At 38.7% G+C, this 14,931-nt stretch carries 12 protein-coding genes and 1 pseudogene; 4 read left to right on the top strand and 9 right to left on the bottom strand.

Annotation, left to right across the window (positions count from 1 at the left end):
* The first annotated feature begins 217 nt into the window (after positions 1–217).
* Positions 218–1,666, top strand: a complete 1,449-nt coding sequence (locus PCY08_RS07010; RefSeq protein ID WP_301559903.1) for an APC family permease — start codon at positions 218–220, stop codon at positions 1,664–1,666.
* A 115-nt stretch (positions 1,667–1,781) separates the two neighbouring features.
* Here the strand turns inward: PCY08_RS07010 and polA are convergent, their stop codons facing one another.
* From polA to PCY08_RS06965, 9 genes are all read right to left on the bottom strand, one after another.
* Positions 1,782–4,415 carry a DNA polymerase I gene (gene polA, locus PCY08_RS07005; RefSeq protein WP_301559902.1) on the bottom strand — a complete coding sequence of 878 codons (2,634 nt, stop codon included), beginning with the start codon at positions 4,413–4,415 and terminating at the stop codon, positions 1,782–1,784.
* Positions 4,416–4,479: 64 nt separating this feature from the next.
* Positions 4,480–5,613 (bottom strand): SH3 domain-containing protein, encoded by a 1,134-nt coding sequence (locus PCY08_RS07000; RefSeq protein ID WP_301559901.1) that lies wholly within the window; start codon positions 5,611–5,613, stop codon positions 4,480–4,482.
* Between the two features lie 101 nt (positions 5,614–5,714).
* On the bottom strand, positions 5,715–5,981 hold the full coding sequence (locus PCY08_RS06995) for a Veg family protein (RefSeq protein ID WP_000128621.1): 267 nt from the start codon (positions 5,979–5,981) through the stop codon (positions 5,715–5,717).
* Positions 5,978–7,336 carry a replicative DNA helicase gene (gene dnaB / locus PCY08_RS06990; RefSeq protein WP_000852500.1) on the bottom strand — a complete coding sequence of 453 codons (1,359 nt, stop codon included), beginning with the start codon at positions 7,334–7,336 and terminating at the stop codon, positions 5,978–5,980. Before dnaB ends, PCY08_RS06995 begins: the two co-directional genes overlap by 4 nt.
* Before the next feature lie 42 nt (positions 7,337–7,378).
* Positions 7,379–7,831: a 50S ribosomal protein L9 gene (rplI, locus tag PCY08_RS06985; protein ID WP_000864205.1), complete on the bottom strand. Its 453-nt coding sequence runs from the start codon at positions 7,829–7,831 to the stop codon at positions 7,379–7,381.
* Positions 7,828–9,801, bottom strand: a complete 1,974-nt coding sequence (locus PCY08_RS06980; protein ID WP_301559900.1) for a DHH family phosphoesterase — start codon at positions 9,799–9,801, stop codon at positions 7,828–7,830. The genes rplI and PCY08_RS06980 overlap by 4 nt, the downstream gene beginning before the upstream one ends.
* Before the next feature lie 146 nt (positions 9,802–9,947).
* Positions 9,948–10,490, bottom strand: coding sequence for a ribosome-associated translation inhibitor RaiA (gene raiA / locus PCY08_RS06975; protein WP_045762429.1), 543 nt, complete (start codon positions 10,488–10,490; stop codon positions 9,948–9,950).
* Positions 10,491–10,569: 79 nt separating this feature from the next.
* Complete coding sequence (locus tag PCY08_RS06970) at positions 10,570–11,232, bottom strand: ComF family protein (protein WP_301559899.1); 663 nt, start codon at positions 11,230–11,232, stop codon at positions 10,570–10,572.
* Positions 11,229–12,527 (bottom strand): DEAD/DEAH box helicase, encoded by a 1,299-nt coding sequence (locus PCY08_RS06965; protein ID WP_301559898.1) that lies wholly within the window; start codon positions 12,525–12,527, stop codon positions 11,229–11,231. The genes PCY08_RS06970 and PCY08_RS06965 overlap by 4 nt, the downstream gene beginning before the upstream one ends.
* Before the next feature lie 55 nt (positions 12,528–12,582).
* On the opposite strand from PCY08_RS06965, the gene PCY08_RS06960 reads away from it, so the two are divergent.
* The 3 genes and pseudogenes from PCY08_RS06960 to cysK all read left to right on the top strand — a co-directional run bounded on the left by PCY08_RS06960 (position 12,583) and on the right by cysK (position 14,700).
* Positions 12,583–13,218, top strand: a complete 636-nt coding sequence (locus PCY08_RS06960; RefSeq protein WP_301559897.1) for a YigZ family protein — start codon at positions 12,583–12,585, stop codon at positions 13,216–13,218.
* A gap of 16 nt (positions 13,219–13,234) precedes the next feature.
* A pseudogene (locus PCY08_RS06955) lies at positions 13,235–13,677 on the top strand (PH domain-containing protein).
* A 96-nt stretch (positions 13,678–13,773) separates the two neighbouring features.
* Positions 13,774–14,700 (top strand): cysteine synthase A, encoded by a 927-nt coding sequence (gene cysK, locus PCY08_RS06950; protein WP_301559896.1) that lies wholly within the window; start codon positions 13,774–13,776, stop codon positions 14,698–14,700.
* Positions 14,701–14,931 lie beyond the last annotated feature (231 nt).

Below are 14,931 nucleotides of genomic sequence, written 5' to 3'. Positions count from 1 at the left end.
TTAGTACTCAACTCACACATTCTATCTCTTTTTTCTAAACTAACATTTAGAAAACAATTGTTTATTTCACAAAGTTATCCACAGATTGTGTATAACTTTTACTCAATTACAAACTCCAGCTGATAAATTCCCCCTACATTTTTTATAGGAAATTTCGGATTTTGTTAGGCGCTTTCAAAAAAACATGATATACTGAATTAATAGAAAAGGAGACATTATGAAAAAAGATCAACACCAACTTAATTGGCTGATGGTTTCTCTGATTGCCTTCAACATGGTTTGGGGGCTAGGAAACGTCGTCAACAACTATTCTCAACAGGGAATTTCAGTCGTCGTATCTTGGGTTTTAATCCTCGCACTCTACTTTATCCCTTATTCTCTCATCGTTGGACAACTAGGTTCTACCTTCAAGGAGAGCGGAAGCGGTGTTAGTGACTGGGTTGAAAAAACATCAACCAAACGTCTCGCCTACTTTGCTGCTTGGACCTACTGGGTTGTGCATATCCCTTATCTCGCACAAAAACCTCAAGGAATTCTAATTCCGCTTGGTTGGGCCTTGCAAGGTAACGGACAATTCCTTAAACAAATCGACATCCACTGGATCGTTATTCTCTGCTTGCTAATCTTTGGACTTTTCCTCTACCTTTCTACAAAGGGATTGGCAACTCTAAAAGTCATTGGTAGCTTGGCAGGAAGTGCTATGTTGATTATGTCTTTACTCTTTGTGCTTTTGGCTGTCGGTCTGCCTTTCATCAAGCCAGATATTCAGTTTGCGACACCACACATGGATCAACTAAGCACCTATATTCCAAACTTTGATTTTTCTTATTTTACAACAATCTCACTACTAGTCTTTGCAGTTGGGGGTTGTGAAAAAATTTCCCCTTATGTGAATCAAACTCGCAACCCTGCAAAAGAATTTCCAAAAGGTATGATTGTCATGGCCATCATGGTTGGTCTCTCTGCTATCCTCGGATCAGTTGCAATGGGAATGCTATTTGATGGCAATAACATCCCTGAAGATCTCATGCGTAATGGTGCTTATCAAGCCTTCCAAATGCTAGGAAATTCTTGGGGCGTTGGAAACCTCTTTGTCGTAATCTATGCTCTTACAAACATGGTCGGACAAATCGCAGCACTTGCCTTCTCCATTGACGCACCATTACAAATCCTTCTCAATAACGCTGATGAAAACTACATCCCAAGCTGGCTTCGCAAACGTACTGAAAAAGGTGTCCTCATTAACGGCTACCTTCTTACAGGTGTCCTCGTTAGCCTTATCATCATCCTTCCAATTTTTGGTATTCAGGAAATTGACGGACTTGTAAAATGGATGACCAACCTCAATTCGATCGTAATGCCAATGCGTTACCTCTGGGTATTCCTTGCCTATATGATGCTCAATCGTGCTTGGAAAACATACAAAAATGCCGAATACAAGTTTGTGAATAATCCTAAACTTGGTTTTGTTATCGGTACTTGGTGTTTCCTCTTCACTGCCTTTGCTTGTATCCTTGGTATGGTTCCAAAAATTAACTACGCTGAGAATCCAACTGCTTGGCAATTCTCTCTTCTTACAAACATCTTAACCCCAATTATTCTGATTGGATTAGGTGTGATTCTACCAGTACTTGCCAAAAAAGAACAAAAGAAACAAATCAAGTAAGTCTACTACTAGCTGGATAAAATCGCTTTTATCTTTTCTTGCAAAATTTTCTCAGCAAAAATCCCCTTAAACGTTACTGTTCAAGGGGATTTCTTTTTGTTTAATAGTCTATTTTTTACTTGGCTTCATACCAAGTTACGCCTTCATTTTCATCAGCAATGAGGGGCACACTGAGTTGAATGGCATCTTCCATGGTTTGTTTGACAAGTTTTTTGATGGCAGCTAATTCTGACTTAGGCACTTCAAGAACGATTTCATCGTGTACTTGTAACAGCATCTTGGTTTTATAACCACCCTCGACCAAGGCTTTATCTAGCTGAATCATAGCGATTTTGAGAATATCTGCAGCCGATCCTTGGATAGGTGAGTTGATGGCTGTACGTTCCGCAAAACCACGAATGTTAAAGTTGCGCGAATTGATATCTGGCAACTCACGACGACGTTTGAAGAGAGTCTCTACATAACCCTTATCACGCGCTTCACGCACCACTTCATCCATGTAGTTTTTGATTCCTGGGAAGCGTTCAAAGTAGGTATCAATGTAAGCCTTAGCCTCTTTACGACTGATGCCCAGATTATTCGATAAACCAAAGTCTGAAATTCCGTAGACCACTCCAAAGTTGACAGCCTTGGCATTGCGACGGTCGTTTGGAGTCACATCCTCAGGACGTTCAATTCCAAAGACACGCATGGCTGTCGAGGTATGGATATCTGCCCCTTCTTGGAAGGCCTTAATTAAGTGCTCATCCATAGAGATATGCGCCAAAACTCGCAACTCAATCTGTGAGTAGTCCGAGCTGAGAAGGACACTGTCCTCCCATTCTGGCACGAAAGCCTTACGAATGAGGCGCCCTTGTTCCAAACGAACAGGGATATTTTGCAAGTTTGGATCGACACTAGACAGACGACCTGTCTGAGTCAAATCTTGCACATAGCGCGTGTGAATCTTGCCATCAGCTAAAATCCAGTCCTGCAAACCAATCACATAAGTGGATTGAATCTTAGCAATCTGACGGTAATCGAGAATTTTCTTGACGATTGGTGCAATAGGAGCTAGACGCTCCAATACATCCACGGCTGTCGAGTAGCCCGTCTTGGTTTTCTTGGTATATTTGAGAGGGAGACCTAGTTTTTCAAAAAGAAGGACACCCAACTGTTTAGGTGAATTGATATTAAATTCCTCACCTGCTAGGTCATAAATCTCTTGCGTCAGCTTTTCAATGACAAGCTCATTTTCAGCTTGCATTTCAAGTAGGGTCTCTTTTTTAACTTTAATTCCAGCGATTTCCATCTTAGCAAGGACAAAGGCTAGAGGTTGCTCCATATCATAAAGAAGGTCAAGTTGTCCGTTTTCGCTTAATTTTTCAAGTAAGACAGGCTCTGTCTCAACCAATACAGCAACCTTACGAGCTAAGTGTTCCAAGAATTTCTCTCGCTCAGGGATAGCTTTCTTGACACCCTTACCGTAGAAGGTTTCATCATCGACTAGGTAAGTTTGACCATAGAGACTAGAAATAGTTGAAATTTCATTATTCTCGACAGTAGAGAGAAGGTATTTGGCCAAACGACTGTCAAAAGCAGGAGCCTGCAAATTCAAGCCAAAGCGATTTAAGAGAACTTTTGCTTTCTTAAAATCATACACTTTCAGAGCTGTTTTTTCTAAAAAGTCCTTGAAAATCGGGTCTTGCAAAAGTTCAAGATTGTCTGTGGCGTAGAGTTTGTCTCCGCAAGACCAGGCAAAGCCAATCAAGTCATCTGTATGGTAGTTTTCTCCAAAGAGTTCAAAGTGGAAGATGGAGTCTTCACTCAGCATATCTTGACTCACTTTATCCACCATAGTGAAATTCAAAGTCTCAGCTTGGTTAGTCTGAGAAGCATTCAAGGCTTGCTTGAGTTGTTTAAAGCCCATCTCATCATAGAATTTCCCAAGATTTTCCACATCTGGACCGCTATAAACCAAATCATCCAGTCCAATCTCAATCGGTGCTTTCGTATCAATCGTTGCCAGTGTTTTAGACAGAAAGGCTTGCTCCTTATCATTGATGAGATTTTCCTTCATCTTAGAAGCCTTCATCCCATCGATATTTTCATAAATACCTTCGAGCGAGCCATGTTCTAACAAGAGCTTGATACCCGTCTTTTCACCAATCTTAGTTACACCAGGGATATTATCTGACTTATCTCCCATGAGGGCTTTAAGATCAATGAACTGAGTTGGTGTGAGGCCCATCTTTTCCATGAGATATTCTGGTGTAAATGCCTCAAACTCAGCTACACCTTTCTTAGAAATCTCAACCACTGTATGTTCATCTGTCAACTGGATCAAGTCCTTGTCTCCACTGACGATAGTTACATCAAATGAATCCTTTTCAGCCAAACGACCCAAGGTACCAATGATATCATCCGCCTCATACTGGTCTAACTCATAATGACGAATCCCAAGATGATCTAGCAACTCACGAATAAAAGGGAATTGCTCGCGAAACTCATCTGGAGTCTTAGCACGACCACCCTTATAATCAGCATACATCTCTGTACGGAAAGTCGTTTTACCCGCATCAAAAGCAACCAAGATATGACTCGGTTGAACACGCTCCAACAGGTGATTTAGCATCAAATGAAAACCATAGATTGCATTGGTATGTAGTCCATTGTCATTTTTAAAACGATCTAGTTGCTGATAAAGGGCAAAGAATGCCCGAAAAGCAACTGAAGAACCGTCAATCAATAATAATTTTTTCTTGTCCATACACCCATTATAAAGGAAAGCAGGGAAAAATACCATTAGGAAGAGCCCAAATGCTGAATAACACTTATGAGGCTGGTTTTTCTACTCGAACTCCATCAGCATCAACTTGAAATCCATCGATAGTCGTATTTACTGCCAATTCTCCAGATGCATTTACATAATAATGTTTTCCTGAAACCTGGAACCACTGACTGGTTTTCATAGCTCCAGAACTTTCCAGATAATACCAAACGCCCTTATCTTTCAGCCAACCTGTCTGCATTTCACCAGATGACTTCAGATAATACCAATTCGAACCTTCTTTTAACCAACCTGTCGTCATTCTACCATCAACTTGCAAATGATACCAGTTCCCATTAATCTTCTTCCAACCGACTGCTTTTTGACCATTGTCATAGTAGTACCAAGCTGTTCCCTCTTTTTCCCAACCATTTTTAGAACTACTTGTTTTAGTTAAGGGGATATAGCGTCTGTTTCCACTTCGTGAAATATAACTAATCCATTTATAGCCTTCTTTTTCAAAGGTTTGATCATAATGAACACTCATTCCAGCTTCGTAGTAATCAATAACAGTAGATGTCAATGATGGCTGATCCATAATAGCTGCTTTTTCTGTAAAGTAATGAGTTCCACTAGAAGCTAGTGTCGATTGATAATTCCCAACTCTAGCATTCCCAACATCTTTAAAGTGAATGAAACCAGTCATAGAACTCGCCTTTACAATTCTACGATGATACGTTTCTGTATAATCGTAATTGTACTCCTCGATTTCAATCATGTCTCCAATCACGTTAGATACCCAAGCTACGTGACCATATTGCCCTCTTGTACTCCAAGCAATCGCACCAATTGCTGGTTGCTGGTCCACACGATATCCTTCTTTTTGGGCTCGATAACCCCATTGATTGGCATTCCCATAAGCAGCTGGTAGCTCAAAACCATTGACACTACTTAAACGAAAAGCAGCAAAAGAGGTACACTGTCCTGAGTACATGCGCCACTTATCAATTTTTTGACTTCCATTTTTATAATAATAGGGATAATCATCTCCACGTGCCTGTGATCCATTGTTTGCCTGGTTGGCATGAACAGTTCCTCCACCAAACAAAAAAGCTCCTGCTAGTAATAGTGAAGCTGATCCTACAGCTGTCTTTCTGAGAAAAGTTTCCTTTTTATGTCCTGCTTTAGTAAATGTCATTCATTCTCCTTCAAATAATTAGATTTTTGAGGTTGACCTCATCTATATCATTCGAAAGAAAATAAAAAAAGTGAGAAATCTTCTCACTTTCATGATTAGCCTTAATCTAAATAATGAATTAAGTTCTTTTCTGTTAAAATATCTGAATAGGTGAAAGATTCAACATAGACATTAGCCTGTTTGTCTCCTTCAACATTTCCAAACTCAACGATGAAGAGCGATGGATAAACCTCAATTAGTTTTCCCAAACGATTCTTTTGGCGTTTACGGCCATTTTCTAAGGTCATTTCCACCACTTGTCCCTCATGCGCCTTAATCTCTTCTTTAATTTTTTTCATTTTAGCCACATCTGTAAATGCGTCTGTCATCTTGGTTCCTCCATCTTCGAAATACTTGAAAATTTATTATATTCTTTTTGGAAAATCAATTCTACCGTTCCGCGAGCACCGCTACGGTTTTTCTCGATAATCACTTCTACTTTATTATTTGGAATTCCTTCCTCCTCTTCACCACCGCGCTCATAATAGTCATCACGATAGAGAAAGGCTACGATATCAGCATCCTGCTCAATAGATCCAGATTCACGAATATCAGACAAAACTGGTCTCTTATCTTGACGTTGCTCTACACCACGAGAAAGCTGACTAAGAGCTATAACTGGAACTTTGAGTTCTTTTGCTAGGATTTTCAACTGACGGGAAATCTCAGATACTTCTTGTTGACGATTTTCTCGACCAGTCCCTGTGATAAGTTGAAGATAGTCAATCAAAATCAAGCCTAGATTACCTGTTTCTTGAGCCAGTTTACGGGAACGAGAGCGAATTTCTGTGATCCGAATCCCTGGTGTATCATCAATGTAGATACTTGCATTAGCCAGATTACCCTGAGCAATCGTATACTTGCGCCATTCTTCCTCGGTCAATTGACCTGTACGGATAGAATGCGACTCTACCAAGCCTTCCGCAGCCAGCATACGATCGACCAAACTTTCAGCACCCATTTCCAGAGAGAAAATAGCAACTGTCTTGTCTAATTTGGTTCCGATATTTTGCGCAATATTCAAAGCAAAGGCTGTCTTACCAACCGCAGGACGAGCTGCCAAAATAATCAATTCTTCCTCATGCAGACCTGTCGTCATGTGATCTAAATCTCGATAACCTGTCGCAATACCCGTGATATCTGAAGTCTGTTGCGAACGAGCTTCTAAATTCCCAAAGTTGATATTCAATACATCGCGAATATTTTTAAAGCCATTTCGATTGGCATTCTCACTAACGTCAATCAAACCTTTTTCTGCACGAGCGATAATTTCGTCCGCAGGTTGAGAAGCTTCATAGGCTAGGTTTACAGACTCTGTCAACTTAGCAATTAGACGTCGAAGCATAGCCTTTTCTGCTACAATTTTAGCATAGTATTCCGCATTGGCAGAGGTTGGCACCGAATTGACAATCTCAACCAGATAAGACAAGCCTCCAATAGTTTGTAAATCACCCTGGCTATCTAGTATCGTCCGAACTGTGGTTGCATCAATAGCATCTCCACGATCAGATAAATCAACCATAGCCTGAAAAATCAAACGGTGAGCATACTTAAAGAAGTCCTGTGAATCGATATATTCTCGGACAAAAACGAGTTTAGTCTCATCAATAAAAATAGCTCCTAAAACAGATTGTTCTGCTAAGATATCTTGAGGCTGAACACGCAGTTCTTCAACTTCTGCCATCAGACTTTCCTTCCTTTTACAATATTGTCAACCAATCGTAAATTAAGCTTCCTTGACACGAAGATTGATTACACTTGTTACATCTTGATAAATCTTAACCGGAACATCAATCAAACCAACTGCTCGGATTGGTGATTGAACTTGAATGTGGCGTTTATCAATTTTAATACCAAATTGTTTTTGCAATTCTTCTGCAATCTTCTTGTTAGTAATTGACCCAAAAGTTCGTCCGTCTGGACCAACTTTTTCGACAAACTCAACGATTGTTTCTTCTGCTTCCAGTTTTTCTTTAATTTCCTTCGCTTCTGCAAGCATCTCTGCATGTGCTTTTTCTTCTGATTTTTGCTTACCACGCAACTCACCAATGGCTTGAGCTGTAGCTTCCTTAGCAAGGTTTTTCTTAATTAAAAAGTTTTGTGCATATCCAGTTGGTACTTCTTTAATTTCACCTTTTTTCCCTTTACCTTTAACATCTGCTAAAAAGATTACTTTCATTCTTCTGACTCCTTTTCTTTTGTTTCATTAAAAATAACTGTTTTCAGTTTATCTCCTGCTTCTTGCAGGCTCATATCTGTCAAACGTGCCGCAGCTAAGTTAAAGTGACCACCGCCACCTAACTCTTCCATAATTCGCTGGACATTGATCTTACTTCTGCTTCGCGCAGAAATGGAGATTGCTCCTTGACTATTCTTAGCAACTACAAAGCTGGCCTCTATACCAGACATGGCAAGCATAGCATCAGCAGCCTTACTAATAACAACCGTATCGTACTCTTTATCTTCCAAAGCTTGAGCAACCAGGATTGATGGCTGCACCATTTGTCCCTGCAAAATGAGTTCATTTACCAATCGATATTCTTCAAAATCAGTGGCCGAAATTTCCTGAATGACAATGCTATCACTCCCTCTCGTTCTGAGATAACTTGCAACATCAAAAGTTCGACTAGTTACCCGAGAGGTGAAATTTTTAGTATCCAGCATCATCCCTCCCATAAGAACACTAGCCTGAATACGACTCAAACGTTTCTTCTTAGAGTTTTGAAATTGAATCAATTCTGTTACTAGTTCACTAGCACTACTAGCTCCACTCTCGATATAGGTAATGACCGAATTATCTGGAAAATCTTGGTCACGACGATGATGGTCAATGACAATCGTCTGGGTAAACAAGTCATAAAACTCTTTGGATAAGGTTAAAGCTGTCTTAGAATGGTCAACCATCACCAGTAAGGAGCGTTTGGTAACCATTGTCATCGCTTGATTTAAAGGAAGAAGTTTTGAAACACCCTCATCTTCCAAATAATTGACCGCTCGAGCGATATCTGGAGACAGCTGTGTAGGATCATAAACCACATAACTATCTTCTAGTACATTACTCGAAAACAACTGCATTCCAACTGCTGAACCAAGAGCATCCATGTCAAGATTCTTGTGACCAACAACAAAAACTCGATCGACACTTTTAAGTTTATCTGAGATAGCTGTCATCATAGCACGAGTTCGTGTCCGAGTTCGTTTAACAGATGCTGCTGAACCGCCTCCAAAGTAGATTGGATTTTTGGTTTCATCATTCTCTTTTACAACTACTTGGTCACCACCACGAACTTCGGCTAAGTTGAGATTGAGGAGAGCAACCTTCCCAATCTGGTCATGATTCCCATCACCATAGGAAACTCCTATACTCATCGTTAGTGGTAAATTCCGTTGCTTAGCTTCCTCACGAAAGGTATCAATTACAGAAAACTTATCCTGCATCAAGTGATCAAGTACAGTGTAGTCAGTAAATAGATAAAACCGATCCATACTCACTCTACGAGAAAACATGGCATGTTTCCCAGCAAATTCTGAAACAAAATTTGCAACAAAGCTATTAATATGACTAATGTCTGATTCAGATGTTTCATTTTCCAAATCATCATAGTTATCAACTGAGATAATTCCAATTACAGGACGACTTGTTACCAATTCAGCAGTCGCCTCATACTCACCAGAAACATCAAAAAAGTATAAGACACCCGAATTTCTATCCAAATGCACTGCATAACGTTTCTCCCCAACAATGGCATAAGCCCCTGGAGTAGAAATCGAACTCTTCAAAATCTTTTGAAATTGAGGAAAATCAATTTCTCCATCCTCAGTTGTTAAAATTAATTCCGCATAGGGATTGAACCATTCAATCTCACTGCTGTTCATGTTTAATTTAACAACCCCGACAGGCATTTGCTCTAGGAGGGCACTCAAACTATCCGTAGCCTGATGATTGACATACTGGATTTGCTCGATATCCGTTTTTTTGTAATATTTTTTCTGGAAATTAAATAGCAGAACATAGAATACGATAAATAAAAATAGACTTGCTATAGTGATAAGATTATCCTTTACTAACACAATCAAAAGGGTCATAATCGTAAAGGTTACCATAGCAATCAGATACATAAAAAAGGGATTTATTTCATTTTTTTTCATTACAAACCTCTTGCGCATTATTATACCATAAATGTAGCCAAAATGCGACTTTTAAAGAGGTATCCCTAAAGTCAATCAAGAGTAATGTCCAAACTAAAAAGTGGTTTACACTAGTGTAAACCACTTTTACAAACTAATTTTTTTGATTATTTAACTTCTAGAAGACCAATGTCTCCATCTTCACGACGATAAATAACATTTGTTGTTTCATCTTCAACATCTACATAGATAAAGAAGTCATGCCCCAATAAATCCATCTGTAAGATAGCTTCTTCCAAATCCATTGGTTTCAAATCAATCTGTTTTGAACGAACAACTTTTGGTTGTGCTACATCTAAGTCCTCAACTAAAGCATCTGTAAAGAGTTGACTTGTAGATACTTTATTTCTGTTCTTACGTTCAATTTTAGTTTTGTTTTTACGAATCTGACGCTCAATCTTATCTGTCACCAAATCAATAGAACCGTACATATCTTGAGAAATATCTTCTGCACGAAGAGTAATAGATCCAAGCGGAATGGTTACTTCTACTTTAGCAGTCTTTTCACGGTAAACTTTCAAGTTAACACGCGCATCCAATTCTTGGTCTGCTTGGAAGTATTTTTCGATCTTTTCGAGTTTAGAAACTACATAATCACGAATTGCTTCTGTTACTTCTAGGTTTTCACCACGGATACTATATTTAATCATATAAGTACCTTCTTTCTAAACATATTTGTTTTTCTAATTATATTATAACGCTTTCATAAAATTTTTGCAAACTTTTTCCTCATCTTGCGAGGGAAAAAGTTTTAATATTCTGACAACCAGCCTCTAAAAGCATACTTTTAAGACGATTCAAGGTAGTTCCAGTTGTATAAATATCATCAAAGAGTAAGATATTTTCTGGGGGCTTCACTCCATCTTTCAATAAAAATGGAAACTCTGTAAGTAAACGATCAGATCGATTTTTTGAAGAACTAGCCTCCACTTCTTTTTTAACCAAAATATCAAGATATGCTAACCCAGTATCCTTTATCAAACCTTCAACTTGATTAAAGCCTCTGCTTTTTAAACGCTGGTCACTCAGAGGAACAATCACAATCTGATAGTTCTTATACTTCTTTAACTCTTTTTGCAATATCTCAGAAAATACCTTTCTAAGAAGATAATCACCATCAAATTTATAGCGACTAAAATACTCTTTCATAGCCTGATTATAGGAATAAAGAGCTCTATGATCAACCTTTACACCTCTTTTACACCAAAATTGACAATCTTGACAAATAGTTGACAAACCTTTTTTAAAACAACTCGGACAATGATCACCACCAATGCTCTCGAAAGACGAAATACAGGATTCACAGACTAGTTCCTCCTCCTTTTTAAAACAGAGCAGGTTAGTAAAGGTTATCTCTTTTTGCAAGTTTTTACCACACAATAAACACTTCATACTCCTGCCTCCTGATTCATTTGTTTAATCTCCTTTATGGCTTTCTTAATGGACAGATTGGGTCCGTCATGGAAAAATATAAGTTCTCCAGTAGGACGATCCATGCTTCTTCCAACTCGTCCACCAATTTGTACTAAACTTGACTTGGTAAAGAGTTGATGATTGGCTTCCACCACAAAAACATCTACACGAGGGAAGGTAACTCCACGCTCTAATATAGTTGTGCTTATTAATATCGTCAACTCTCCATCTCGAAAGGCCTGTACCTGCTCTAATCGGTCTTCTGTGATTGAAGATACAAATCCTATTTTCTCATTCGGAAACTTCGCCTGCAAAATTTCTTTTAGCTTTTCTCCCTTTTTAATCTCAGAGGCAAAGATTAGTAAGGGATAGGCCGTCTTTCTCTGTTTCTCAATGTAAAGTTTTAATTTTGGAGGTAAGTCATTTTTTTCTAAATATCTATTAAAATGCGATAACCAGATTGGCTTGGGAACAATGAGAGGATTTCCATGAAAACGACGAGGTAAACTAAGACGCTTTAACTCCCCTTGTTTAACTTTTCTATCTAACTCATCAGTTGACGTTGCTGTTAAAAATATTCTCAATCCGGTCTCCTTTACACAATTATTGACAGCATGGTAAAGTACTGGGTTATCAACATAAGGAAAGGCGTCCACTTCATCCACAATCAATAAATCAAAAGCTTGATAAAATTTTAATAGTTGGTGAGTGGTTGCTACAACTAAAGGTGTACGAAAATAGGGATCCGACTCCCCATGTAGTAGCGCAATATCACATGCAAAATCATTTTGTAATCGTTTATGGAGCTCTAGGCAAACATCAATTCGTGGACTGGCCAAACAAACAGCTCCACCTTGATCAATCACCTTAGCAACAACTTGATAGATCATCTCAGTCTTACCAGCTCCTGTCACTGCATGTACCAAGGTAGCCTCCCTCTTATCTACCGTCTGAAGGAGTCCTTGTGATACCCGCTCTTGAAATGGAGTCAGTTGACCTGACCATTTGAGTACATCTTGTTTTGGAAAACATTCTTGCGGAAAGTAATAGAGATTTTGATCACTTCTTATTCGCTTCATAATCAAGCATTCTCGACAATAAAAAGCACCAATAGGCAAATGCCATTCTTCTTCTATCTGATTACCACAACGCTGACAATATTGTTGACCCTTTTCTTTTTTCATGGATGGAATTTGTTTTGCTTGTTGTCTCTCCTCATGACTTAATTCTTGCTCGGTAAAAAGGCGACCGAGGTAATTTGGATTTACTTTCATATTTCTTTATTCGTAAAATGTAGAACTTTACGCTATTTTTTAGTACAATAAAAATATGGAATACAGAACTATAAAAGAGGACGGACAAGTCCAAGAAGAAATCAAAAAATCACGCTTTATCTGTCATGCCAAACGTGTCTATAGTGAGGAAGAGGCTCGTGACTTTATAACGGCTATCAAAAAAGAACACTATAAGGCTACCCACAACTGCTCTGCTTTTATTGTCGGTGAGCGTAGTGAAATCAAGCGAACCAGTGATGACGGAGAACCTAGTGGGACTGCTGGCCTTCCTATGCTAGGAGTTCTGGAGAATCACAACCTTACTAATGTCTGTGTGGTAGTTACTCGCTATTTTGGTGGTATCAAACTAGGAGCTGGTGGTTTGATTCGCGCTTATGCTGGTAGTGTTGCCCTAGCAGTTAAGGAAATTGGTATTATTGAAATTAAAGAACAGGCAGGGATCCAAATTCATATGACCTATGCCCAATATCAAGAATACGGTAATTTTCTTAAAGAGCATAATCTTATAGAATTAGAGACAAACTTTACAGATAAAGTTGACACAATGATTTTCGTTGACAAAGAAAGGAAAGACGATATCAAGGCTGATCTCATTGAATTTTTCAATGGAAAAGTTACTCTAACTGATAAAGGTTTACGGGACGTTGAAGTACCTGTAAACCTATCGTAAAGAAAGGAAATATCATATGGCTTTTGGAAGATTAATTCATGGACTCGCTGGAAACTTCAGTGAGCAAAGTAAAGAAGCTCTTACCAAGGAGTTTGGACAATATTTATTAGAAAATGAAGAAATTCAAAGCGGATATAAACTCATTCGTGACTCAATTATCTTTACAAATATCCGAATCATCTTTACAGATAAACAAGGGCAACCGGACGGAAGATGTCTATCAAATCAATTTTCCTCATGAACATTGTCAATGTTGAAATGGAAACTGCTGGACTTGGTATTGATGATAGTGAGATTACGATTACTTATTTAGAAAATGCCTTTTTAAAATCTCACAATGAGCATTTTAATTCTCACAAATTTGAATTTCCAAAGAAAACTGATATTGTACCTCTTTACACCTATCTATTTGACTTAGCTTATCATAATCGTTTGAATATTAATGGTTTGAATCACTGATATAAAAAAATCCTATCACTCCGATAGGATTTCTATATTTTACAAAAGTTAAAGTTAGCGTTATACTAGTAGCATCTTATATAAAGAGGTGCTAATATGGCAATTTATAACAATATCACAGAACTCATCGGTAGAACACCGATTGTTAAATTGAATAACATTGTACCAGAAGGTGCAGCAGATGTTTATGTAAAACTTGAAGCTTTTAACCCAGGATCGTCAGTTAAGGACCGTATCGCCCTAAGCATGATTGAAAAAGCAGAACAAGAAGGTAAATTGAAACCAGGTTCTACCATTGTGGAAGCAACAAGTGGAAATACTGGTATCGGACTTTCATGGGTTGGTGCTGCTAAAGGCTATAAAGTTGTTATCGTTATGCCTGAAACAATGAGCGTGGAACGTCGTAAAATTATCCAAGCTTATGGAGCTGAACTAGTCCTCACTCCTGGTAGCGAAGGAATGAAAGGTGCGATTGCAAAAGCGCAGGAAATTGCTGCTGAGCGTGATGGTTTCCTACCATTACAGTTTAATAACCAAGCTAACCCAGAGGTTCACGAAAGAACAACAGGAGCTGAAATTCTAGCTGATTTCGGAGCTGATGGTTTAGACGCCTTTGTTGCTGGTGTTGGTACTGGAGGAACTATTTCTGGTGTTTCTCATGCTCTTAAAACTGCTAACTTAAACATTCAAGTTTTTGCTGTTGAGGCAGACGAGTCAGCTATCTTGTCTGGTGAAAAGCCAGGTCCTCACAAAATTCAAGGTATCTCTGCTGGATTCATTCCAGATACACTTGATACAAAAGCTTACGATGGTGTCGTTCGTGTAACATCAGATAATGCTCTTGCACTTGGCCGTGAAATCGGTGGAAAAGAAGGATTCTTAGTCGGTATTTCTTCTGCAGCAGCTATCTATGCAGCAATTGAAGTCGCTAAAAAACTTGGAGCAGGTAAAAAAGTCCTTGCGCTTGCACCAGATAACGGAGAACGTTACCTATCTACAGCACTCTATGAATTCGAAGTGTAGTCTCCTAAATACACTAAGCCCTTGTATAGGGCTTTTTGTTTATCTTTTAAAATAAAAAAGGATTCCTATGAGTCCCCTCTAACAAAAGAAAAGGAAGCAGATTTGCCAATGTCATTAAGTTAAGAAATTCAAATACAATTCTGTATTTGGGTTTCTTTTTTTATGTGCTAAACTGATAGTTAAGGAGGTACTTCCTATGATAAAACAGATAAAAGCCCACTTGAATAAGAG

This window comes from Streptococcus sp. SO4 (genome assembly GCF_030440055.1).
GTDB lineage: Bacteria > Bacillota > Bacilli > Lactobacillales > Streptococcaceae > Streptococcus > Streptococcus nidrosiense.
The sequence above is the reverse complement of the archived record's forward strand: the minus strand, read 5'-3'. Positions and strand labels throughout refer to the sequence as shown.